This is a genomic window from Shewanella sp. 10N.286.54.B9 (assembly GCF_041468565.1).
Taxonomy (GTDB): domain Bacteria; phylum Pseudomonadota; class Gammaproteobacteria; order Enterobacterales; family Shewanellaceae; genus Shewanella.
Window position 1 is genome coordinate 1 of sequence record NZ_JBFRIY010000027.1, and the last position, 24191, is coordinate 24191.

22 protein-coding genes and 1 tRNA gene are annotated in these 24191 nt (G+C 43.5%); 11 read left to right on the forward strand and 12 right to left on the reverse strand.

Annotation, left to right across the window (positions count from 1 at the left end; all coding sequences use genetic code 11):
* Nucleotides 1–49: 49 nt before the first annotated feature.
* Together AB4135_RS10030 and orn are read right to left on the reverse strand one after the other, a co-directional pair.
* A tRNA-Gly gene (locus AB4135_RS10030) sits at nucleotides 50–125 on the reverse strand.
* A 115-nt stretch (nucleotides 126–240) separates the two neighbouring features.
* On the reverse strand, nucleotides 241–786 hold the full coding sequence (gene orn / locus AB4135_RS10035) for an oligoribonuclease (RefSeq protein WP_371992499.1): 546 nt from the start codon (nucleotides 784–786) through the stop codon (nucleotides 241–243).
* 124 nt (nucleotides 787–910) lie between these two features.
* On the opposite strand from orn, the gene rsgA reads away from it, so the two are divergent.
* From rsgA to AB4135_RS10060, 5 genes are all read left to right on the forward strand, one after another.
* Nucleotides 911–1978: a small ribosomal subunit biogenesis GTPase RsgA gene (rsgA, locus tag AB4135_RS10040; RefSeq protein WP_371992500.1), complete on the forward strand. Its 1068-nt coding sequence runs from the start codon at nucleotides 911–913 to the stop codon at nucleotides 1976–1978.
* 29 nt (nucleotides 1979–2007) lie between these two features.
* Nucleotides 2008–2871: an archaetidylserine decarboxylase gene (gene asd, locus AB4135_RS10045; RefSeq protein WP_371992502.1), complete on the forward strand. Its 864-nt coding sequence runs from the start codon at nucleotides 2008–2010 to the stop codon at nucleotides 2869–2871.
* A 7-nt stretch (nucleotides 2872–2878) separates the two neighbouring features.
* Nucleotides 2879–3763 carry a DMT family transporter gene (locus tag AB4135_RS10050; RefSeq protein WP_371992504.1) on the forward strand — a complete coding sequence of 295 codons (885 nt, stop codon included), beginning with the start codon at nucleotides 2879–2881 and terminating at the stop codon, nucleotides 3761–3763.
* 70 nt (nucleotides 3764–3833) lie between these two features.
* On the forward strand, nucleotides 3834–7028 hold the full coding sequence (locus AB4135_RS10055) for a mechanosensitive ion channel domain-containing protein (protein ID WP_371992506.1): 3195 nt from the start codon (nucleotides 3834–3836) through the stop codon (nucleotides 7026–7028).
* A gap of 26 nt (nucleotides 7029–7054) precedes the next feature.
* Nucleotides 7055–7765, forward strand: coding sequence for a glycerophosphodiester phosphodiesterase (locus AB4135_RS10060; RefSeq protein ID WP_371992508.1), 711 nt, complete (start codon nucleotides 7055–7057; stop codon nucleotides 7763–7765).
* 91 nt (nucleotides 7766–7856) lie between these two features.
* Here the strand turns inward: AB4135_RS10060 and AB4135_RS10065 are convergent, their stop codons facing one another.
* A complete protein-coding gene (locus AB4135_RS10065) occupies nucleotides 7857–8189 on the reverse strand; it encodes a DUF3392 domain-containing protein (protein ID WP_371992510.1) in 333 nt (110 codons plus the stop codon).
* A gap of 48 nt (nucleotides 8190–8237) precedes the next feature.
* Between AB4135_RS10065 and AB4135_RS10070 the strand changes: the two genes are divergently transcribed.
* Nucleotides 8238–9164 carry a D-2-hydroxyacid dehydrogenase gene (locus tag AB4135_RS10070; RefSeq protein WP_371992512.1) on the forward strand — a complete coding sequence of 309 codons (927 nt, stop codon included), beginning with the start codon at nucleotides 8238–8240 and terminating at the stop codon, nucleotides 9162–9164.
* A 202-nt stretch (nucleotides 9165–9366) separates the two neighbouring features.
* Nucleotides 9367–9558 (forward strand): bacterioferritin-associated ferredoxin, encoded by a 192-nt coding sequence (locus AB4135_RS10075; RefSeq protein WP_371992514.1) that lies wholly within the window; start codon nucleotides 9367–9369, stop codon nucleotides 9556–9558.
* A 76-nt stretch (nucleotides 9559–9634) separates the two neighbouring features.
* On the opposite strand, the gene parC is transcribed toward AB4135_RS10075, so the two are convergent.
* The 7 genes from parC to nudF all read right to left on the reverse strand — a co-directional run bounded on the left by parC (nucleotide 9635) and on the right by nudF (nucleotide 17584).
* On the reverse strand, nucleotides 9635–11902 hold the full coding sequence (gene parC, locus AB4135_RS10080) for a DNA topoisomerase IV subunit A (protein ID WP_371992516.1): 2268 nt from the start codon (nucleotides 11900–11902) through the stop codon (nucleotides 9635–9637).
* A complete protein-coding gene (locus AB4135_RS10085; RefSeq protein ID WP_371992536.1) occupies nucleotides 11902–12996 on the reverse strand; it encodes a sorbosone dehydrogenase family protein in 1095 nt (364 codons plus the stop codon). The genes parC and AB4135_RS10085 overlap by 1 nt, the downstream gene beginning before the upstream one ends.
* 91 nt (nucleotides 12997–13087) lie before the next feature.
* Nucleotides 13088–14974 carry a DNA topoisomerase IV subunit B gene (gene parE, locus AB4135_RS10090; RefSeq protein WP_371992517.1) on the reverse strand — a complete coding sequence of 629 codons (1887 nt, stop codon included), beginning with the start codon at nucleotides 14972–14974 and terminating at the stop codon, nucleotides 13088–13090.
* Nucleotides 14975–15029: 55 nt separating this feature from the next.
* Complete coding sequence (locus tag AB4135_RS10095; protein WP_371992518.1) at nucleotides 15030–15602, reverse strand: YqiA/YcfP family alpha/beta fold hydrolase; 573 nt, start codon at nucleotides 15600–15602, stop codon at nucleotides 15030–15032.
* 29 nt (nucleotides 15603–15631) lie between these two features.
* Nucleotides 15632–16471, reverse strand: a complete 840-nt coding sequence (gene cpdA, locus AB4135_RS10100) for a 3',5'-cyclic-AMP phosphodiesterase (protein WP_371992519.1) — start codon at nucleotides 16469–16471, stop codon at nucleotides 15632–15634.
* Between the two features lie 9 nt (nucleotides 16472–16480).
* Nucleotides 16481–16927, reverse strand: coding sequence for a DUF1249 domain-containing protein (locus AB4135_RS10105; RefSeq protein ID WP_371992521.1), 447 nt, complete (start codon nucleotides 16925–16927; stop codon nucleotides 16481–16483).
* Nucleotides 16928–16966: 39 nt separating this feature from the next.
* Nucleotides 16967–17584 carry an ADP-ribose diphosphatase gene (nudF, locus tag AB4135_RS10110; RefSeq protein ID WP_371992522.1) on the reverse strand — a complete coding sequence of 206 codons (618 nt, stop codon included), beginning with the start codon at nucleotides 17582–17584 and terminating at the stop codon, nucleotides 16967–16969.
* A gap of 292 nt (nucleotides 17585–17876) precedes the next feature.
* Between nudF and tolC the strand changes: the two genes are divergently transcribed.
* Nucleotides 17877–19187, forward strand: coding sequence for an outer membrane channel protein TolC (gene tolC, locus AB4135_RS10115; RefSeq protein ID WP_371992525.1), 1311 nt, complete (start codon nucleotides 17877–17879; stop codon nucleotides 19185–19187).
* Nucleotides 19188–19265: 78 nt separating this feature from the next.
* On the opposite strand, the gene AB4135_RS10120 is transcribed toward tolC, so the two are convergent.
* Together AB4135_RS10120 and AB4135_RS10125 are read right to left on the reverse strand one after the other, a co-directional pair.
* Nucleotides 19266–20852: a GMC family oxidoreductase N-terminal domain-containing protein gene (locus AB4135_RS10120; protein WP_371992528.1), complete on the reverse strand. Its 1587-nt coding sequence runs from the start codon at nucleotides 20850–20852 to the stop codon at nucleotides 19266–19268.
* A 38-nt stretch (nucleotides 20853–20890) separates the two neighbouring features.
* On the reverse strand, nucleotides 20891–21406 hold the full coding sequence (locus tag AB4135_RS10125) for a TAT leader-containing periplasmic protein (protein ID WP_371992530.1): 516 nt from the start codon (nucleotides 21404–21406) through the stop codon (nucleotides 20891–20893).
* Nucleotides 21407–21608: 202 nt separating this feature from the next.
* Between AB4135_RS10125 and AB4135_RS10130 the strand changes: the two genes are divergently transcribed.
* The 3 genes from AB4135_RS10130 to AB4135_RS10140 all read left to right on the forward strand — a co-directional run bounded on the left by AB4135_RS10130 (nucleotide 21609) and on the right by AB4135_RS10140 (nucleotide 24052).
* Nucleotides 21609–22598, forward strand: coding sequence for a hydrolase (locus AB4135_RS10130; protein ID WP_371992532.1), 990 nt, complete (start codon nucleotides 21609–21611; stop codon nucleotides 22596–22598).
* Nucleotides 22598–22852: a YheU family protein gene (locus AB4135_RS10135; protein WP_371992534.1), complete on the forward strand. Its 255-nt coding sequence runs from the start codon at nucleotides 22598–22600 to the stop codon at nucleotides 22850–22852. The genes AB4135_RS10130 and AB4135_RS10135 overlap by 1 nt, the downstream gene beginning before the upstream one ends.
* Before the next feature lie 312 nt (nucleotides 22853–23164).
* Nucleotides 23165–24052: a phosphoribulokinase gene (locus AB4135_RS10140; protein ID WP_220736575.1), complete on the forward strand. Its 888-nt coding sequence runs from the start codon at nucleotides 23165–23167 to the stop codon at nucleotides 24050–24052.
* Nucleotides 24053–24191 lie beyond the last annotated feature (139 nt).

Below are 24191 nucleotides of genomic sequence, written 5' to 3' on the forward strand. Positions count from 1 at the left end.
GCGTAAATCTTTTTACTTACCGAATTTGGTCATTCCATAAGTTTGTATTTGGAGCGACATATCAGGTTCGAACTGATGACCTATACCTTGGCAAGGTATCGCTCTACCAACTGAGCTAATGTCGCATTTCAACTTTTTGACTTAATCACTAAGTTTACCGCTTAGCGAAAAGTTGAGGCCGCATTATATGAGAATTTCACTGCTCTGCAACCCCTTCTTGCAAATAATCTGACTGAATGGTCAAATTTTAAATACTTTTGCGCGATAAAACTGCAATTCAGCGATAGACTCTTGGATATCGAGTAGCGCTTGGTGAGTATTTTGTTTGCTAAAGCCTTTCATTGCGGACGGCTCCCAGCGGCGTACAAGTTCTTTAACTGTGCTCACATCAATATTTCGGTAATGGAAATAATCTTCAAGTGCCGGCATATAGCGATTTAAAAAACGACGATCTTGGCCAATGCTATTACCACACATAGGTGAAGCGCCTGCTGGAACATATTGCGACAAAAACTCAATTGTCTGTGCAATAGCGTCTTCTTCGCTAAATGAGCTCGCTTTTACTCGCTCCACTAGCCCGGACTCTCCATGGTGTTTTTGGTTCCAATCATCCATTAATGCCAGTTGTTCATCAGTTTGATGAATCGCAATAACAGGACCTTGCGCGATAATATTTAACTCTTTATCCGTTACTATAGTCGCAATTTCAATAATCCTATCAACAGCAGGCTCTAGCCCTGTCATCTCAAGATCGACCCAAATAAGGTTGTTTTCATCTATAGCCATAAAGCGACCTGTAATCCCTGTTAGCCTAAATTCAGGCTTTTTTGTTTAAGACGGTGTATCATACTGCTTTTTTAAGCGACAAAAAATCACCTTTATCATTGAAGGCAAATTACGTGAGTAATACGTGAGCAAAAAGAAACCATTAAGCCAAGGTCAGTTACGCAGAATGCGTAACAACCAAAAAAAGAAATTACAAAGCAGCGAAGCTAGCGACAATACGCCTGAACTACAGGATAATTCGTTAGGTCCAGAGCAGCTAGGTACCATTATTTCTCGTTTTGGGCAGCATGCTGATGTTGAGACCGAAACAGGCCACCTTGCGCGTTGTAATATACGCCGAAACATTAAAAGTTTAGTCACCGGTGACAAAGTTATTGTTCGCTTAGCCTTGACTAGTGAGTCTGGTGCTAGCCGAATTGAAGGCATTGTAGAAGCCGTCCATCCAAGGCACTCGCTTCTATCTAGACCTGATCTGTATGATGGTGTAAAAATCATTGCCGCCAATATCGATCAGATCCTCATTGTCACTTCCGTTAAGCCTGCCTTTACCACGCAGATCATCGACCGATATTTAGTTGCATCAGAAGATACCGGCATTGCGCCAGTTATTGTACTCAATAAAGTTGACTTGATTACACCTGAGGAGCTACCAGAGATTGAAGCCGCTCTGCAGCGTTATCGCGATATAGGCTATGACGTCTATAAAGTGAGTAGCAAAACCGGTGAAGGCGTTGAGCAAATCAACCAACTAATGGACGGCAATGTTAGCGTATTTGTTGGCCAGTCCGGTGTGGGGAAATCATCAATGATTAATGCCATGATGCCCGATGCCGAGCTGTTGACTGGTGATATATCGGAAAACTCAGGTCTAGGTCAACACACAACCACCACTGCTAAACTACTGCACATTTCAACTGGCGGCGATTTAATCGACTCTCCAGGAGTACGTGAATTTGCACTTTGGCATTTACCAGCAGAGAGAGTTGGGCAATGCTTTATAGAATTTAGAGAGTATTTAGGTACCTGTAAGTTTAGAGATTGTAAACACCTTAATGATCCAGGCTGCTCAATTTCTGAAGCGTTAGAAGCCGGAGAGATCAGCCAAGATCGATACGACAACTACCACAAAATCATTGCCAGTCTAGATGAACAACGACACGCTCGTCATTTTAGAGCCGGTCCAGACGAATAGAAATAGAATAAATAGAAAGGAATTTGAAATTGGATAAAGTTAAAATTGCGCTGCAGTATATTATGCCAAAGCACCTTGTTTCACGTCTAGTTGGCAAACTTGCAGCTGCAGAGATGGGCTCAGTCACCACAGCAGCAATTAAATGGTTTATCAAGCAATACAAGATTGATATGAGTGAAGCGGCGCAGCCTGCACCAGAAGCTTACCCTACTTTTAATCAGTTCTTCACTCGCGCTTTAAAACCTGGTATTCGTCCAATTTGTGAAGATAAAGATTATATCATCCACCCAGTAGATGGTGCAGTGAGTCAGTTAGGACCTATTGAAGACGGTCGTATATTTCAAGCTAAGGGTCATGACTACTCATCTCTAGCATTACTAGGCGACCAAGCTGACGATGCTAAGCGTTTTGAAGAGGGTGACTTTGCGACTATCTATCTAGCACCTAAAGATTACCACCGTATTCATATGCCGATTAAAGGTACCTTGTCAAAAATGACATATGTACCAGGTGAACTTTTTTCAGTTAACCCGTTAACCGCGCAAAATGTACCAGGCTTATTTGCTCGTAACGAGCGTGTGGTTGCTATTTTCGAAACTGAAATCGGCCCAATGGCGATGGTGCTTGTGGGGGCAACTATTGTTGCCAGCATTGAAACTGTATGGGCCGGAACTGTTACCCCGCCAACAGGTAAAGATGTGTTTACTTGGGACTACCCAACCGAAGGTCCAGAAGCGCTAACTCTTGAAAAAGGCGCTGAGATGGGGCGCTTCAAGCTAGGCAGTACAGTGGTCATGTTATTTGCTAAAGATGCGCTCGATGAATTTGCTGACGGTGTAGAACCTCGCAGTGTCACTCGTATGGGTCAAGCTTTTGCCAAAATAGAAGACTAAGTTCACATTGAACTCAAGTGATAAAAAAACAGGGCTGGTTGAACTGCATTTAGCAGTGCTGCTTTTCGGTGGCACCGCCCTGTTTTCTAAGCTCATCCCCTTAAGTGCATTAGATATCACCGTATTACGCTGTGTTATTGCTGCGGTTGTACTCGCACTGATAGTCAAGCTCAGTAAGCAAAAGATTGCACTTGAAGCTGCCAGAGATTATCTGGTTGCCATCGGCCTAGGTGTAATAGTCAGTTTGCATTGGGTGACTTATTTTGCCTCAATGCAACTATCGTCCGTCGCCATTGGTATGATTGCCTTTTTCACCTATCCGGTAATGACAGTGCTCGTTGAGCCGTTGGTTACCAAATCTAAACTTCAGCTTGCCGATGTGGTAAGTGGAGTGCTAGTACTCATCGGAGTGATCTTACTCATTCCGGAAGCGAATCTTGGTAATGATGTCACTCTAGGGATCGTCGTCGGCGTTATTTCTGCAGCGCTTTTCACTACCAGAAACTTATTACACAAACGCTACTTTTCTCAATACAGCGGCCAACAAGCAATGCTTTACCAAACCGCAGTTGCCGTAGTTTTTCTTGCGCCATGGATGTCAGTCGAGGTCAGTACTATTGAGTCAAACGTTTGGTGGTTAATCATACTACTGGGCACTTTATTCACTGCGGCCCCGCATGCTCTATTCACTTCTGCACTGCGCATGCTCAGTGCTAAAACCGTTGGCTTAGTCTCTTGCTTACAACCTTTCTATGGCGCTGTTTTAGCTTTACTGCTTTTAGGTGAAGATCTCGATATTAAAACTATTATCGGCGGGACTTTAGTTGTTGCTACGGCATTATTTGAAACCCAACAGAGTCATAAGTCACAACGGATTAAAAAGACTGCATAGTTCGATTTATTTATTCTGATAACTTGGCTACTATAAGTTAGTCCTTTTCGATTTATGCAAGCCCCTAATCATGCATCGTTTTTTATTGGTTTTCCTGTGTCTATTTTGCTCCATTGCCAATGCAAACCAACCCACTTCTCTTGAAAAAAAGTTGGGGTTACCAGCCACAACTAGTGAAACTAAAACTCCACAACAACAGTTGCTTTTACTGCAGTCAAAAATTCAAGAGCTAGCACTTACCGAAAGAAATGCTAAAACGCTGCTAAGTAATTTTGAGCTACACAAAGCAAACCTATTGCAGCAAATAGCAGAAGCGAAGAAAGCGATCACGCTCTCAGCAGAGCAAGATATTAACCAACAAGGTTCAATGGCCTACCTAAGGCTTTCTGAACTTAAAGAGGTTGAAACCAGTTTAAGTAACAAAATCAATGAGCTAAATAGCACATTAAATAATTTACCGAAAGACTTAAGCAGCGCAAGAACAACGCTCAAAAAACACAAAAAAATTAAAATATCTAATGAACAGAACATAGTAAATGAGCTACAACTGACTCAAAGAGAGCTATACCAACAGCGTGTTGCCACCCTTGAAGCAAGCTTAGCCAGCAGTCAAAAGGAGATTGATCTCAACCAACTACAGTTACAGCTAGTTCGTGAGCAGTTGTTACAGCAAGAGCAGTTTATTGAGCGCATCAACCAACAATTAGATTTACAACGCCATTTACGCACTGAAGCCGCGATAGCCAAAAGCCTGGTGCCCGATTCTAGCGCTACCGATCCTATTGCTCAGGCCCTCAATGAGGCCAATCAACAATATGGTGCTACACTCAAAGCGCTTAACCTAAAAATAAGCCAAGCACTAACACAGCAAGAGCAAGCCGAGGCACAATACCAAGATCAAGCTAAACAGCTCACCAATATTCAACAGCAAATAAGTTGGCTCAAGCTCAACTCTGCATTCGGTGAACGTTTTTTGCAGATGCTACAAGCATTACCCAAACCACCAAGCCAAGATAGGGTGCAATCAGAGATAGCCGACGCCCGACTAGCCCGCTATCAAATAGAGCAATCGCAAATAGTTAATGAACAGCAACTTAATGACGTTCCTAAACCAACACAGCTGCATGCAAAGCTGCTTGTTTCACAAGAGTTGCTACTACAACAATTACTACAAAGCTATGACCAATATTTAAGTGAGTTAGCTGATTTAAGAGTAAGTAATGAGCAACTTAATCAACAATACATTACTTTAAGAGACACCCTAAATGAGCATCTATTTTGGGTGCCAAATGCAAATCGAATTGGTGGGTTATGGTTAACAGATCTGCACCAAAGCGTGCAGTGGATGATTCAACAGGCCCCGTGGAAGCAACTGCAAAACTCATTCAGCGAACAGGGTAGTTTATGGTCTTGGTGGCTAATTTTACTTGTCATTAGCTTAGTAGCACAAGATATCCTCACACCAAAGTTTAAAGCTGCAATGCGCCGTGAACTGCCATTTGTAGGTAACGTTACTCAAGATAAGTTTATTTATACTTGGCATGTACTGCTTAACTCTGTGAGCTATAGCCTACTCAAACCGCTGCCGATTATCCTCGCAGGGGTAATTTTCTATTTATCTAGTATCAATTTTGTTTCCGCCATCGGTATGGGCATTTTGGCTGTAGGCATTTTCTATCAACTTTATCGCTTGGTGTTTTTGCTCGCTTTAGATAAGGGGTTACTAATTAACCACTTCAAAGCACAGCGAAGCATAGTTCGCGCTGGACAAGCGAAGTTTAAGCAACTTACCTTTATGGTAACCCCATTTTTAGGCATTGCGGCATTTGCAGAGGTCATTGATACTTCATTAGTCAGAAATAGTTTAGGTCGTGGCGCGTTTATCATTTTCTGCTTAATGTTATTTTGGTTCTATAAGGACATTTTAGAGATATCTAACCGTGAGAATAAGCACCATCATGGCGATAAAAACAGAAAACTAATCCAAAAACTACTATGGGCAATGCTAATCATAACGCCGATAGCTTGTGCTGTATTGGCCGTCTTAGGTTACTACTACACAGCCGTACAAATGTTCCTGCAGTTGCAGCTATCATTGATTTTTGGTCTCGGCTTTTTATTGCTTTATCAGTTAATAAAACGCTGGATGTTAATAGAAAGGCGCCGTATTGCCTTCGAACGTGCTAAGACAAAGCGCGCAGAAGTACTCGCTCAACGTGAAAAGGGTGAAGTTAATTCACCAGAACAACTTGATACCTATGAAGAGCCAGAGGTCGATTTAGAGACGATTTCTGGGCAATCTTTAGGTTTGGTTCGCTCGCTTTTACTGTTAGCCTTTTTGGCCAGCATTGTAGGCCTTTGGACGCAAACTCATACAGCATTGTTCTCTTTGCTCGATGGAGTTACCTTATGGTCTAGCAATACCACCATTAATGGTATTGAGCAGCAATTACCGATTACTTTAAAGTCGCTTTTACTCTCGCTCATCATTGTTGGCTTTTCGATGATGATCGCCACCAACTTACCTGGCTTGATCGAATTAACGATTCTGCAACGATTAGATCTCAGCCAAGGCACTGGTTTTGCACTGACCACTGTCTGTCGCTATTTGGTGATTTTCTTTGGTGTATTAAGTGGTTTCTCAACATTAGGGATGGAGTGGTCGAAGCTGCAATGGTTAGTCGCAGCGCTATCGGTAGGTTTAGGTTTTGGCCTACAAGAAATTTTTGCTAACTTCATCTCAGGCCTCATCATCTTATTCGAAAAACCGGTTCGAATTGGCGATACAGTAACGATTAGAGATCTGACTGGCACCGTCAGTAAAATTCAAATACGTGCCACCACCATTATCGACTGGGATCGAAAAGAGATCATTGTACCCAATAAGGCCTTTATTACTGAGCAGCTGATTAACTGGTCGCTTTCAGATCCAATTACACGCGTTATTGTCTATGTTTCCGTTGCTCGAGATTCCGATCCCGCGCGCGTCGAGGCGGCTCTTTATCAAGCCGTGCAAGAGTGTGATGATGCACTCCTCACTCCAGAACCTGAAGTATGGTTTGCAGGGTTTGGCCAACATACCCAAGACTTTGAGGTCAGAGCCTACGCCAAAGACATGGGCACACGCTGGCCGCTTAGACATAAGCTGCATAAGCAGATCAGTAAGAAATTACGCGATAACAATTTGGAACTCGCCTACCCTCAGTTAGAGGTTCACTTGTCGCCTGGACAGACCAAAGACGTGCAAAACTTAATACGGACTTAATCCCCTATGATTAGAGAAACTCAGCAATGAAAGTATTTGCTCATCGCGGCGCCAGTGGCAGTGCCCCAGAAAATACCTTAAAGGCTTTTGAGAAAGCTATCGAGTTAGGTGCCACAGCCGTTGAACTGGATATTCATTTAGTCGAAGGAGAGCTCTATGTTTTTCATGACCGTAGGCTTGAAGCGACAAGTACTGGTCATGGGCTTATAGACTCTGTCAGCGCAGGTTACCTAAATAGCATAACGGTATCTGGAGAAGCAATTCCTACACTCATAGATGTCTTAGCGCTGCTCAAACCTCACAATATAGAAGTGAATATCGAGCTTAAAGGGCTGTCAGTTCTGCCAACTTTTATTGCGCTATATGCAAAATTTATCGATGAACAGATATATGACCCAGATCTGCTACTGGTCTCCTCTTTTAACCACCGTCAGCTTTATGGCTTCAAGCAACAATATCCAATGGCAAGAGTCGCCCCCCTGATTGAAGGTGTGCCCTTTAATCTCGCAAAAATTGTTACTGAGTTAGATGCTTACTCGATTCATTTAGGGCTCAGCTTTGTCACCCAAGAGATGATTGAAGATGCCCATTTACGGGGTGCAAAAGTGTACGTCTACACAGTGGACTTTATTGATGATATCGAGATGTTAGCTAAGCGTGGGGTCGATGGTATCTTCACTAATTATCCAGATAAAGCGCTTGCTACAATTAGCAATATGAGTACAGCAAACGACTGACTGTTGCCGGTAAGTCATAGTCAGTCGTTACCATTCTTTACATATCGATTTCTCAAACTACAGTAATATAATCTACACTGAAATTAACGGCTTAAACTTGTTTATTACGTTGAGCCCAGCTGCCAATAGCAAAGAAAATAGCTAAAACTAGTAGAAACAGCCAATGTGATGGCACCCGTGCCATATATTGCGCTAGCAGCGGACTTAATTTCACTATAATTAAACCATAACCAAATGCGTTGACCACAACAAAAATCAGCGTTCGAATAATGAAAGAACGCCCGGCAAGATAACGTCTTAAAAAACGGTTAATATCGCTGCCAAATACAATCAGCGCACAAGCAACTATTGCCGTTGAAGCTTCTGTTAGCCAGGGATAGATAAACGAACCTAAGTAGCTCAGGAATTCAATCAACTTCGACATAAACGTACTCTAATTTAATGATATAGAGCTAGGATAAAGGGAGTCAGCATGGGACACAAGTTACTATTGCTCACCAGAGAAAATGAAAAATACCGTCAGCTTCTGACTTCTTGCCACCTGCCAAATGTAAGTATTTTGGATGATAATCCACAAAATATATTTAACGCTGACATTTGGCTCGCAGAACCGAGCCTTGCCGCACCAATACTGCCTCACGCGACAAATTTAAAGTGGATGCAATCAACTTTTGCAGGTGTTGACGCATTAGTTAAACCTAGGCAACGACGAGATTATGAGCTCACCAATGTGCGGGGGATCTTTGGCCCATTAATGAGCGAGTACCTATTTGGCTATCTACTCGCTTATCAGCGTGAACATGGTCGCTATAAGACTCAACAAGCTCAAAAAGTATGGCTACCTGGTAGCTATAAGACTTTACAAGGGCAAAATCTACTCCTTTTAGGCACAGGCTCTATTGCCAAACATATCGCACAAACGGCTAAACATTTCGGCATGCATGTCATTGGTATTAATCGCGGTGCAAAACCGACTAAAGGTTTTGATGAAGTCGACACTTTAGCCAACTTAACTCGCCATCTACCAAGAGCTGATGCGGTTGCGAGTATTTTACCGAGTACTCCAGAGACGCGCGGTGCTCTGAACCAACAAACCTTATCTCTGCTAAAAAAAGAAGTGGTGCTGTTTAACTTAGGCCGAGGTGACGTGCTCGACCTTGATTCACTCTATATCCAGTTAATTCAGAATCAACAACAGCAAGCAATACTTGATGTGTTTAATCAGGAGCCATTGCCAGAAGAACACCCTATTTGGTCATTAGACAATGTTGTCATTACCCCACATATTGCAGCACCTAGCTTTCCTGAGCAGGTCGCAGAGATCTTCTCTGAAAACTACCATAAGTGGATAAAAGGCGAGGAGTTAGCCCATCGGGTTCATTTTGAACGCGGTTACTAGGCCGACTTTAAACAATCAAGAAATAGCTTTTACGACGCAAAACATGACCAAGTGCCCACACGGGTGCTTGGTTGTGATCATCCGCAATGTTTTTAATAACTACCAAGCTATCGAATGATTGATAACTATTCTCATCAGTTATTAGCATTGAGAATCGTTTTCATTTATACTTCGTGCATATTCGATAGTTGGATCATTATTTATGTACGTTTGTCTTTGTCATGCGATTACAGATACTCAGATTAAAGAAGCGGTTAGCCAAGGCGATGCTTCATTGGCTGATGTCAAAAAGCGATTAGGCGTGGGTGACCAGTGTGGCAAATGCGTAAAGATGGCCAGCCAAATTATCCAGAGACAAGTCGATATCGAACCAAATTTTTATGAAGTTGCGTAGCGTTTAGCAACGCTAACAACCGACATAAAAAAAGCAGCCAATTGGCTGCTTTTTTTATGTCGGTTGTCTCTACCAGTTAAATTGAAGGCTCTCCATCTCCGAGCTCTACACTATCAACACGCTGCAACCCTCGTGGCAGTTTAGCTCCTCTGCGGCCTCGCTCTCCTCGATAATGCTCTAGATCACTTGGCTTTAACGTTAGCTTACGCTTACCCGCCCACAGAGTGACAGGCATGTCTTCAGGGATAACATTGAGGTGGATTAGCAACTCTTCGCGATTCTTAGCTCGCTCGGTCGGTATACCGATAATCTTGTTACCCTTACCTTTCGTAAGCTGCGGCAATGCATCTAAGGAAAACAGTAGCATTCTGCCTTCGTTGGTAATGGCTAAGATTGACTGAGCTTTCGATTTATCCACTCTTTGTGGCTGTAACACTTTGGCATTTGCAGGCAAGCTTAGTAGTGCTTTACCCGCCTTATTGCGCGATATCATATCTTTATTTGCAGCAATAAAGCCGTAGCCCGCATCGGATGCCAATATGTAGCACTGACTTTCATCAGCAAGTATTACATGCTCCATCGTCGCGCCAGGTGCCAAATTGAAACGAGTCGTTATCGGCTCCCCTTGAGAGCGCGCTGATGGAAGTGTATGAGTCTCAGTTGCAAACGCCCTACCGGAGGTATCAATAAACACACTAGGCTGATTGCTGCGCCCTGGAGCGGAGCATAAGAACTCATCACCCGCTTTATAAGATAAGCTCTTACCATCAACCTCATGGCCCTTAGCGCACCTTACCCAGCCCTTTTCAGACAAAACAACAGTGACGGATTCAGCTGGCACTAACTCTTGCTCTGTTAATGCTTTTGACTCACCACGCACCACAAGGGGTGAGCGGCGATCATCACCGTAATCTTCACCATCTTTGATCAACTCTTTCTTAATCAACGTCTTCATTCGACGCTCAGAGCTTAGCAATAACTGTAACTTATCTCGCTCGGCTTCTAACTCACTTTGCTCAGACTTGATTTTAAACTCTTCTAACTTGGCTAAGTGTCGAAGTTTCAAGTCTAAAATCGCATCCGCTTGCTTGTCAGACAGTTCAAACCGAGTCATTAACTCCGCTTTAGGCTCATCGTGAAAGCGAATAATCTCAATGACTTCATCGATATTTAAAAATGCAATCATCAATGCATCGAGGATGTGCAATCGAGCTAATATCTTATCTAACCTAAACTCTAAACGACGCTTAACCGTAGTCATACGGAAAACAAGCCATTCAGTTAACAGTTCACGTAGACCTTTAACCTGCGGACGACCATTAAGCCCTAATACGTTTAGGTTAACTCGATAGCTTTTTTCTAAATCAGTTGTAGCAAATAAATGCGCCATCATCTGGTCGCAATCAACACGATTTGAGCGAGGGACTATCACCATACGCACCGGACTTTCATGATCAGACTCATCACGTAAGTCGGTTACCATGGGTAACTTTTTAGCCTGCATTTGCGCCGCGATCTGCTCTAAAATTTTACCGCTACTGGCTTGATGCGGCAGTGCGGTAATCACCACCTCACCATTTTCAACAGTGTAAACCGCTCGCGCTTTAATAGAACCACGACCGGTTTGATAAATTTTGGCAATATCTGCTGACGGCGTAATAATTTCAGCTTCTGTTGGGTAGTCAGGTCCAGGAACAAACTCCATTAACCGTGGCAAGTCTGCCTTTGGGTTATCGAGCAGCTCAATACAGGCCCCCACAAGCTCTTTAGCATTGTGTGGCGGTACATCCGTTGCCATGCCTACCGCAATCCCTGTAATACCATTGAGCAGGATATGAGGCAATCTTGCTGGTAATACCAATGGCTCTTTCATCGTACCATCAAAGTTCACTCCCCAATCGACGGTACCTTGACCTAACTCACTCAGTAGCACTTCAGAAAATTTGGATAGCCTAGCTTCTGTATATCGCATTGCTGCAAATGACTTAGGGTCATCCGGCGCCCCCCAGTTGCCTTGGCCGTCGACTAACGGGTAACGGTAGGAAAATGGTTGTGCCATAAGCACCATTGCTTCATAACAAGCGCTGTCACCGTGAGGATGGTATTTACCCAACACATCACCAACTGTACGAGCCGATTTTTTATGCTTCGATTGGGCTGACAAACCCAACTCACTCATCGCATAAATAATACGTCTTTGAACAGGTTTAAGCCCGTCACCAATATGTGGCAAAGCACGGTCCATGATGACGTACATGGAATAATTAAGATATGCCTCTTCCGTGAAGCGGCGCATTGGCATTTGCTCTACGCCGTCTAAGCTTAAATCTATCGCATCACTCATTAATCATTATCCTGTGACTGATTTTTTGGTGCATTTTTGTAAAATAAACGGTAAACATTGCCTTTCAAATCATCCGAAATATACATGCCACCATCAGGGGCGGTGATCAATGAATAGGGTCTGGCAACCGGAAATTCACCATCTAAAAAGCTGACGACAGTACTGCGTTTGACAACCTTTTCATTCTCAATTTCAAGCATCACTACTTGATACCCAACTTTACTTGAGCGGTTCCAAGAACCATTCTCGGCAATAAACATTTGGTTATGATAGCGCTCGGGGAATTGCTCGCCACGATAAAAATGTAGCCCCAGAGGTGAAACATGAGCCGGTAACTCAAACTGAGGTGCTACAACCTTTAGATTTTCAGGTTTATCATAAGCGGGTTCGATAACATCAGTTGCATGGATGTAGGGAAATCCATAGTGGCTACCGACCGTTTCAACCTTATTGATCTCATCCGGCGGTAAGTTATCACCCATCCAATTGCGACCCAGCTCAGAAAACCATAGCTCTTTGTCTGTTACTGACCAATCAAACGCCCCGACTCGGCGAACACCGCTGACAATTTGCTCACTCTCACCGCTCTCAACATCAATAGCGATGATACTGCCAAACGGATCTTCAGGTTCACATACATTACATGGAGCGCCAATGGCAATATAGAGCCTACCATCGGGGCCAAAATGCATTGCACGGCGACTCTTCTTAGTATTGCCTGGTAAGCGGTCATAAACCTCTTTCGGTCGGCCGGGTCTCCTCAGACGAGATTCAATCTCAACAAACCTTAATATGCGTTCATCTTCTGCGACATAAAGTGCACCATCATGAAAAGCTATCGCTTCTGGGTAGTTTAGACCTTTGGCAATGATATAGCGCTTGTCGACTCTGCCATCTTGGTCAGAATCAACCAATGCAGTGATAATCCCCTCTTTATGAGATCCAACAAACAGCGTGCCATTAGTACCTAGCGCTAACTGCTTTGCATCACCTAAGTCAGAGGCAAACAGTGTTAACCCAAAGCCTTTAGAAACTGTGATCATTACAGGCTCAGCAGCAAACGCTACGGAGCCTAAAATAACTTGAGCGAACATCACTGAGATATAGGCAAATATTCGCCTGGGGTAATTTTCAAACGTCATTATTATTCTTTTATTTAGTGCTCTATTGGGGTAAATGGTCGATCTATATTTGTGCTAGATCGCCTTTTGTTTCTAGCCATATTTTTCTATCGCTAGAACGTTTCTTTGCTAACAGCATATCCATCAATGCTAATGTATCATCGGCATCATCAATGGTAAGTTGAACTAATCGGCGCGTGTTAGGATCCATTGTGGTCTCACGTAGTTGCAGAGGATTCATTTCACCCAATCCCTTAAATCGTGTTACCTGCACTTTGCCTTTGCGTTTTTCAGCAGCGATCCGGTCAAGAATTCCATCTCGCTCAGCTTCATCAAGCGCATAAAAAACTTCTTTACCGATATCGATTCTGAATAAAGGTGGCATTGCTACGTAGATATGCCCCTCTTCAACAAGCACTCGGTAATGTTTCATAAAGAGTGCACAAAGCAAAGTGGCAATATGCAGTCCATCGGAGTCAGCATCCGCCAGAATGCAGATTTTTCCATATCTTAGCTCTGAAATATCACTGCTATCTGGATCGCAACCTATCGCAACCGAAATATCGTGTACTTCTTGCGATGCTAACACTTGGCTTGCGTCCACTTCCCAAGTGTTAAGGATCTTACCACGCAGCGGCATAATTGCTTGAAACTCTCTGTCACGCGCTTGCTTGGCACTACCGCCCGCAGAATCGCCCTCGACCAAAAACAGCTCGCCACGCATAGGGTCTTGACCACTGCAATCGGTTAATTTACCCGGCAAAGCTGGCCCAGAGGTAATACGTTTACGCGCAACCTTCTTAGCCGCTTTCAAACGTTTCTGTGCGTTATTGATGCACATATCCGCCAAAGCTTCAGCTTGCTCTGTATTGGTATTTAGCCACAAACTAAAAGCGTCACGCACAATGCCAGATACAAACGCTGCACATTGTCGACTCGATAACTTCTCTTTAGTTTGTCCCGCAAACTGTGGATCTTGCATTTTTATCGAAAGAATAAAAGTACAGCGATCCCAAATATCTTCAGGGGTTAACTTTATACCCCGAGGTACTAGGTTTCTAAACTCACAAAACTCACGCATAGACTCCAGCAAACCTTGCCTAAAGCCATTGACATGGGTTCCACCCAGCGGAGTTGGAATGAGGTTTACGTAGCTCTCATTTAGGTAGTCGCCACCTTCTGGCAGCCAAGTAATGGCCCAATCAGCGGCTTCAAGGTTCCCCTTGAAATTACCAACAAACGGCACTTCAGGCAGCATAGGTACGCCGTCAATTGATGATTTTAAATAGTCCTCTAAACCACTTTCATAAAACCACTCTTGAGTTTCATTCGTTTGCTTGTTTACAAACTTGATCCGCAAGCCTGGGCATAATACCGCCTTGGCCTTCAGCAAGTAACTCAGCTTGGTTATAGAGAAGTTGCCAGAATCAAAATAGCTTGCGTCTGGCCAGAAATGAACTCGAGTACCAGTATTTCGTCTGCCACATGTGCCAGTTACACGGAGATCTTCGACCTTTTCACCGTGCTCAAAAGCCATATCATAAACTTCAGCATTACGTCTTACGGTAATTTCAACTCGACTAGAAAGGGCGTTAACAACTGAAATACCAACCCCATGAAGACCGCCAGAGAATTGGTAGTTTTTATTGGAAAACTTACCACCAGCATGTAATTTAGTCAGAATAAGTTCGACACCGGGGATCCCCTCTTCAGGATGTATGTCGACAGGCATACCACGGCCATCATCGGTCACTTCAAGAGAGTTATCGGCATGCAAGATCACGTCGATTCGACTGGCATGCCCAGCAAGTGCTTCATCAACACTATTATCTATGACTTCCTGTCCTAAATGGTTTGGGCGCGAGGTATCGGTATACATACCTGGGCGACGTTTTACAGGGTCAAGTCCGTTTAGGACTTCAATAGCATCTGAGGTGTATTGATTTGTCATAGCACACATTTTTTTTTGTTATTCAGGCCATGTTGCGGCCCTACGGGTCTATTTGTCAAGAAAACAGGTATTCACAAATGGCAGACAGCTGGCTTTCATAGCCTATAAAACTATGATCACCGCCAGGCTCGATCAGCAACTGACAACAATGATATTTCTGCACAGCCTGTTTATAGTCGAGTACTTCATCGCCTGTTTGTAACAAAACAAAGAAGCGATCAGGATTCATAATTGCTGCAGTATCGAACTGGGCAACATCCTGTTTGTGCTTGGCTAAAACCTGATAGGTTTCGTTGGTATAGGGATTGTACTGAGTGCCGATGAATTCATCAAACAGTTCGAAGGGTTTTACGGCAGGATTAATTAAAACTGCGCGTCCGCCGTACTTTTCAGCCAAATAACTGGCAAAGTAGCCACCTAATGAAGAACCAATATAGCTTATCGACTCTCCAGTGGCATTAGCCTGTTCGACAATATCAGTCAGCAATGCCATTGCAGCGAGTGGTTCACTCGGCAATTGTGGTTGCCGGAAATCTAAATCGGGATAATTTTGTTGGATAAAACTTGCAGTAATAAGTCCCTTATCCGACAGGGGTGAACTATTAAATCCATGGATATAAAGCAGCATAGTTCCTCACGCTGCGGTTTTAACTTTGCTTAATAACCGCCAGCTTCGTTGTCAGGTGAAAAATTTTCACCCGGTACCCGATACACGTTAGTAAGGATGCTACCATCAGATTTAAGCTCCAGCAAACGGTAACCCGGTTGTAATGCATCTAAGGCAAAATAAGGTGACTTGGGCTTAAATTGAATACAGGTTGATGGCGTCGCCATTAACTTCACCGGCCCATTAGGCCCAAGGTGAACGGTATCAACACTTTGATGAATGTGTCCCCAAAGTAGCCCTTTAACTTGTCGATAGCGTGAAACTTGCTGAATAAAGTCACTACCATTGTCCATACAGTGTTGATCTAGCCAAGCACAACCAGCCAGAACAGGATTATGATGCATGACTAATAGAGTGTGGCGGTTCGGCTCTGCATCAATTGCTCTGTCAATCAGTTTAAGCTCAGCATCAGACATATGCCCGCCAGGGCGACCTCTAACGGTAGAGTCCAACATGATAATTTGCCAATTACCCGCAAGCACTCTTTTTTGGCCATGCACATTCTCCCCCTGCATATGAAGATTCATAATGCGTGGGTCGTCGTGATTACCGGGTAAATAATGGCAAGGGATTTTCAGCGGCGCGATCGCGTCAACAAATTTGTGATATGACTCATTAGAATAGTCCTGACTAATATCCCCTGTTGCCAGCATAAAGTGGGCAGGGTAATCAACAGCTGCAATGGTATTTAGCACCGCGTTTAAGCTTTGAGCCGTATTCACACCTAGCAGTTGGGCTTCAGGATCAGCAAAAAGGTGAGGGTCTGTGACTTGCACCATTCTCACACTTTCTGATTCAGAAATTGAATAAGAGATAGCCTCTTTTAGCAAAGTAATTACCTAAATATCAGATTCACAAATAAATTTAGTCAAGTTATCTATTCTCAATAACTCTTCAAGAAACGCATTCACTTGATACTTTTCATCACGATGATGCATATGCATATTTGGATAATCATACACTGGACTTAATTGGTAAATCTGTTGGCTAGTTAACACTTCTGCTAATTTAGCGTCATGGTAAATGCGTACCGAGACTTTTGGTGTTGACACCAAGGCATGTTCTCCAACGCACCTAGAAATCTCTACCAATTGGGTATATTTGGTATTTTCCAATAGGCGAACATTCAACCTGCCAAACTCGCCATCAACCTGCCAATTTGTTCCTTCACTAGGCTCTTGGGTGAGCCAGCGCTGAATATGCATGTAGTTTCTCGAACAAACAGCCAAAAACTGGCTGACATTTGGCTGATATTTAGATTTGCCAGCATAGGTTACTTTTGACACGATATTATTCCAAAGTTTCTCTAAATCAGGTATTCATGATCATTTTTCACAATGACTATGAATCAAATCTCGGTAGTTAAGCTGCAGCCATTGTAAACCAATTACCGTAGAAGCATTATCAATACGGCCATTACTCGTCATTTTGTAAGCTAATTCTCTATCAACGACATGCACTTTTATATCTTCATGCTCCACGGCTAAGCCGTAGTGACCAGTAGCGCTTGTGGAATCGACAGCAGCCCAATAGAAATCAAAACGCTCACTGGTTCCACCTGGGCTTGAAAAAAACTGATTCACTTTAGTGACACTCATAGCCGCTAAACCCGTTTCCTCTTTAAGCTCCTTAACGGCAACGTTATGCGATGTTTGGCCAGGATCTATCATCCCTGCCACGAGTTCAAACAACCACGGCGTAACAGCGCTTTCTAACACCGGAATGCGGATCTGTTCAATAAGTACGACTTTGTCGAGAACCGGATCATAAGGTAGCACTACCACTGCATGGCCTCTTTCAAACACTTCTCTGGTGACGACTTCGCTCCAACCGCCATCGAATAATCGGTGCTTAAAGCGGTATTCTTCCATCTTGAAGAAACCTTTATATAGCGTTTTCTTACCGAGTAACTCTACATCGTCATGGCTAAATGTACTGTTCATTTATTCTCCTAAAGCTACTTATTTATCAAAGTGTTTATGCCAAAGCGAGGCAAAATAAAATTATTAATACTAAGATAAAGGCAGATCTGATTATTGCGATAAAAAACTGTTACACTTCCTAGTTGACTTAGGAATTGTAGGTTTTTACTATCTAATGCACTAAGTTTAGATGTATTGGGAAGCGTCGGGAAGCGCAAACCGCCTAACTTTTAAGATAAAAGCTAGGCATAACTAAACAAAACAAAGTTAAATTCGCTCCTCAATGGAGAATTTTGTCTAAAAAGGACAGCAAATGAAATTCAAGATCCGTTCTCTATGTGCCGCACTGACGCTAGCAGTCTCAGCGCAAGTTGCCCATGCCGACGACCTTCTACAGATATACCAACAAGCATTAACCAGTGATCCAGTTGCGCTGCAAGCTAAAGCTCAACGTGATGCGCTTTACGAGCAGATCCAGGAGCAGCGTGCACCACTGTTACCAACAATCAGTGCCAACATTGGTTATGATAAAGCTTGGAACGATCCAACTGCAGATTCCAGTGGCATCGTCGGTGGCGTCTCGCTTAAACAAGTCATCTATGACCACAGCGCATGGGTTGGACTTAGCTTGGCAGAAAAAGCGGCATCACAAGCAGACTCTGCATACGCATCGTCGCTGCAAAGCCTAATTATTCGCGTAACAACCGCTTATTTTGATGTATTAACAGCCAAAGATAATTACGAATTCCAAGGTTCAGAGAAACGCGCTATTGAGCGTCAGCTCGAGCAGACAAAACAACGTTTTGCCGTTGGTCTTACCGCTATTACTGACGTGCATGAAGCTCAAGCTCAGTATGACCTTGCAAATGCCACAGAGATCCTTGCTGAAAACACCCTAGCTAACAGCTATGAAGCATTACGTGAAATCACCGGTATCGATCACAAGAGCATTAACATTCTCGACACTAACCGTTTTTCAGCATCGCCGGTAGCACCCGCTATGTCGACTGACTGGATTAAGATGGCAGAAACAAATAACGTTGACCTAATGACAACGCGTATTGGTAAAGATATCGCCGAAGAGACAATTACGCTTTATAAAGCGGGTCATATGCCTTCATTGAGCTTAGATGCTGGCTACAGAAAAGGTATCGAGCAAGAAACAGGTGGTGTTAATACGCCTGACTTTGATAATGGCACATTAGGTGTGACCTTGAGCATCCCTATTTTTGAAGGTTTCAAAGTCACTTCTCAAGTTAACCAAGCTCAATATCAATATGTTGAAGCAAGTGAAAAACTTGAACAGACACACCGTAAAGTGGTTAAAGATGTACGTAATAACTTTAACAACGTAGGTGCTTCAATCAGTTCAATCCGAGCTTATGAGCAGTCGGTGATTTCATCTGAGAGTGCTTTGAAAGCAACTCAAGCAGGTTTTGAAGTGGGTACTCGTACAATTGTTGACGTACTGAACCGTACACGTGACCTTTACGATTCAAAACGTAAATTGTCTGATGCGCGTTATGGCTACATCAACTCAATCATTGCACTTAAGCAAGCTGCTGGTACGTTGAACGAAGATGATATTAGCGCTATCAATAATGGTCTAAAAGCGCCGTTATAATTGCTAAAGCAAATTTATACCGATAAAAAAGCCCAGTGATAACACTGGGCTTTTTTAATGCTTTAGCATGAGCTCAATTTAACTTGTGAGCTTTTCTGCCAGTCTTGTGGCATTACGTGCTGTTATCCCATATATCGACAACTGAGGGTTGGCACCTAAACTGGTAGGGAAAATAGAGCCGTCCATCACTGACAAGTTCTCAAAATAATGCGACTCGCCATAACTGTTAACCATCGACATCTTAGGATCTTCCCCTAACGGGCATCCTCCCATCACGTGAGCTGAAGCAACAACCGTTTTCAACGGTGCAAGTTCCATCTCGGCGATGGCTTTTTTTGCCTCTGACCAATTACCTAAATAGGGCATACCTTCGCTAATCGGCAGCACTTTATTCGCGCCCGCTGCAAATTGTAGCTCCGCCATACTGGCATAGGCGCGTCTTGCTGCTCGCCAAAATGCGTCAGTTAATGGGTAATCCAATGTACTACCATGCTCGGTTAACTTAACCTCACCGCCAGGGCTATTTTCATGGTAACCATCTCGAACGAGTGCGATGGTCACTTGGAGTTGATTAAAATTTGCCATCAACTCTGCATGGCTCTTACCATAACCGATAGTTTTTGACGCGATCAGAATCGGATGAATGGGTGGCACTTCAAGTTTGTAACCTAACTCACCATCAGCACCGTTTTTCCAAACAAACTCATCGGAATAAATTGATTGCGGTGCTCCGCTATGACCATTAATAGGATCGGTAAACATCGCTCCACTGAGTAACGTCGGGTGGAGGAAGGTTCGCTTACCAATGATCTCATAGGGATCAGGTAACTTAGAACGCAGCATAATTGTCGGTGTATGGATAGCGCCAGCAGCCAAAATGTAGTGCTTCGCCTTAAAAACTACCTCTACAGCCAGTGGTCGCATGTTGCCGTCTACAGCTTGGGCTTTTAATGCATATATTTTGTCTTTATGATGCTCAAGTTTCATCACTTTCGCTTGGCTGACTAACGTCGCCCCGCCTTCAAGTGCTGCAGGTATGGTTGTGACTAACATGGACTGCTTAGCGTTAACTGGACACCCCATACCGCAATAACCAGTATTCCAACAGCCTTTAACATTGCGTTTAATAACAGTGTAATCCCAACCTAACTGCTCGCAGCCCTCTTTCAACGCGGCATTATTACGATTAGGATCGAACGACCACTCACTGATATTCAGTCTCTGCTCCATTTGCTCAAACCAAGGAGTTAACTCTGCTTTTGATAATCCCTGCACCGATTTATCCGACGCCCAATAGGCTAAAGCGGGCTCAGGAGTGCGAATCGATGTGGTCCAGTTAACTGTTGTGGAACCGCCTACGGCACGTCCTTGAAAAATGCCAATCGCCTTATCTGTTGTCTTCATGCCAGCAGCCTGCTGATAAAGATCGGGATAGGCACGACGCTCTTCCATCACAAAGTCTTTTGATGATTTTAACGGTCCACCTTCAACAATAATCACTGACAAACCCGCCTTTGTTAGGATCTCGGCCGCCGTTCCTCCTCCAGCACCACTACCAACAATAACAACATCGGCTTCTAGTGTTTGATTTTCTGTTAGCTGCCCAGCATTAATATGCGCCCAGCCCGAATTAAGCCCTGTAACAATAGGATCTTCAATCGCCACGAACTACCCCCTAAATCCGATATGATTAACCAATGGCATTATTTCATCTCCTCTAGGAAGTTAGGCTTGGCGTAATGCAACCGACTCCAATGTTCTGGTGCCGAATAGTAACTTGCCATCACCAATTCTCTTAAGCCTTGGTAAGCTGTCACCATCATCTCCATAAAGCTAGTGCGCCAATTTTGCAGCATATCGATTAACTCCGCACTATTACGCATCATCAGTGGGGTCATACTGCCAGTTAAAATAAGTAGCCCAAGCCTGCCTTCGAGTAGCTCTAATAGCTGTTCTAGCTCAAGTTGGCTCTCTTTGGGCAGTATAGATATAGTGTGTTCAATGGCATCTAAAGTGCGATTTTCAGCGTCTCTTTTTAATGCAGGCACATCAGGTAATGCCCCGTCGAGAAAAACCGGCAATAGCACGCTAAATAACAGTCGATGTTTGTCATCAAGTTTAGCGTTACTACTCAACTGATCACTTGAGCAATAATTAACGCCCAAAGCTAAGCAAGCAGTGCCCGCTAATGCGGTAGTGATAAAAGTGCGTCGCTCCATCTTGTCCTCTTATTGTTATTTTGGTCTCAATATTGATTGAGATAAAGCTGCTTTCCAGTTGCTATTCAACAAACACTTTTATCACTTCCCCCCAAGTAAAAGCCTTAGGTATGAGCGATTCTAATAGCGGTTTCCAATCTGTGTTACACTCTTGGCATAACAACAATTAAACACACGTTTTAATTTTCAGCAATAGCCAATTATGATAAGACAAAAATTCTCACCGCCCTGGTGGGCTAGAAACCCCCACATTCAAACGATTTTACCCGTACTCACTAAAGTGGACAGACCACAGTTGGAGAGGGAAAGGTTAGAACTTTCTGACGGCGATTTCATAGATCTTGATTGGCAGGGTAAACCTAAATCCAATCAAGCAATTGTTATTATTGTTCACGGGTTGGAGGGAAGCTCTAGTTCCCATTATGCGCGTCGGATTTTGGCTGCTTGTAAAGCACAACAGTTATGCGCCGTTGTCCATCACCACCGGAGCTGCTCTGGAGAGCTTAATCGACTCGTCAGAGGCTATCATAGCGGTGATACTCAAGACATTCAGCAAACCTTGATTCAACTGAAACAACGATATCCAGACTCGCCGTTACTTGCTGTCGGCTATAGCCTTGGCGGCAATGTATTGGTCAAGTATCAAGGTGAGCTGCAACAAAAAAGCTTACTAGAACGGGCTGTAGCAGTATCTGCACCACTGCATCTAGCCGCGTGTGCTAAAAGACTCGAAAAAGGCTTCTCCAAAGTATATCAGAGCTATTTAATAAAGCAGTTGCAAGAAAAAATGCTTGGTAAAGTCGCTACACCTGCATTGCAGCCACTCATGCCCATTGGCAAGGCCGAGATTGAGCAACTCACCACTTTTTACGCTTTTGATGACAAAATCACAGCACCGCTGCATGGCTTTAACGATGTTGATGACTACTACCATAGAGCTAGTGGTATGCCTTATTTGAGTCAAATCCAAAAGCCAACTTTAGTCATTCACGCTAAAGACGACCCGTTTATGACTCACGCGGTCATCCCTACTGATGAACAATTAGCAGAGCAAGTTGAATACGAACTGCATGATAATGGCGGACACGTTGGATTTATCGAAGGTGGTTCACCTTGGCGGCCGCGCTACTATATTGAAAAAAGAATCTTGTCATTTTTAACCTCTCACATTGATAAATCTGGAAATCATTGATGCTAGTTCCATACGAAGCACTGAACCAATTACCTGCAGAAACCCTCGAGAACCTCATCAAAGAGTTTCTCATTGGTCAACTCGAAGATGGCAGTTTTGCAAGCACTGGCGAAGACAGCTTGCAATCAGCAATAGCGCATTGCCGCAGTGCACTTTCTCGCGGGGAATTAGTGGTCGAGTTTAGTGAAGAGGAAGAGTCTATCGCCATAAGACGCAAAGAGGATATTGTCTCCGTGGACTCAGCTCAAGATTGACCTAAGTGTTACGAATACGTATAACTATACCCATTCGACTTCAATATTTGCTATTTCAGTGGGAATTAAAAGTGACTAAAACAAAGCTCTAGACGCAGTGCAATAGCGAGTCTATTGTCTAGTCCAGTGACACAATTAACATCGCTTTTAAACCCACCCAATGGAGTGTCTGGAATAGGCACTTTGAAATAGAATGGGTATATAAATTCACACACAGTTTTTAAATAATCTGGTTTATTGCAGAATCAATACCGTTAGCCATATTTGGCTGTCTACAGGTGATATTTAACTGTCTCTATTTTAGGTAAAAAAATGTCAGCGAAACATCCGATTATTGCTGTAACAGGTTCATCCGGTGCAGGTACGACGACAACAACCACAGCATTCAACCATATCTTTAGGCAGCTGGGGATTAATGCAGCCATTGTTGAGGGCGATAGCTTCCACCATTTCACCCGTCCTGAAATGGCAGTGATGATCCGTAAAGAAAAAACTGAAAATAGAAATATCAGTTATTTTGGCCCTGAAGCCAATGATTTCCAGCGTCTTGAGCAATGTTTTAGTGATTATGGCAGCACTGGGCAAGGAGAAACACGCGCTTACCTGCACACCTTTGATGAAGCCGTGCCTTTTAACCAAATGCCAGGAACCTTTACTCAATGGCATCCACTGCCTGAAAATACTGAAATGCTTTACTACGAAGGCTTACATGGCGGTGTCGTCACTGATGACTGTGATGTCGCACAGCACGTTGACCTGCTGATAGGCATGGTGCCCATTGTCAATTTAGAGTGGATCCAAAAGATCATTCGTGACACTTCAGATAGAGGCCATAGCCGCGAAAAAGTGATGGATTCGATAGTGCGCAGTATGGACGATTATATCAACCATATGACGCCACAATTTTCCCGAACTCACATTAATTTTCAGCGCGTACCGACTGTTGATACCTCAAACCCTTTTAGTGCCAAAAGTATTCCCAGTTTGGATGAAAGCTTTGTTGTGATCCGCTTTCGAGGCATCAAGAATGTCGATTTCCCTTATTACCTACGCATGATCCAAGGCTCATTCATGTCTCGTATAAACACACTAGTCGTACCAGGAGGCAAGATGTCACTTGCCATGGAGCTTATCCTCACGCCATTAGTGAAAGACTTAATGGATAAGCGCTTACAGCTTATTTCACCAGAAAATGAGTAAGAAGCTACAGCAATCGATTATCTTAAGATTTGTTTAAGACAAGTTCTGTAGACTTCATTTCATCGGGATTTCAGGCGAAAGAACGATAAGTTAGCGTACTCTTGGAAGTAAATTCCCCCATCTTGATCTGTTTATTTCC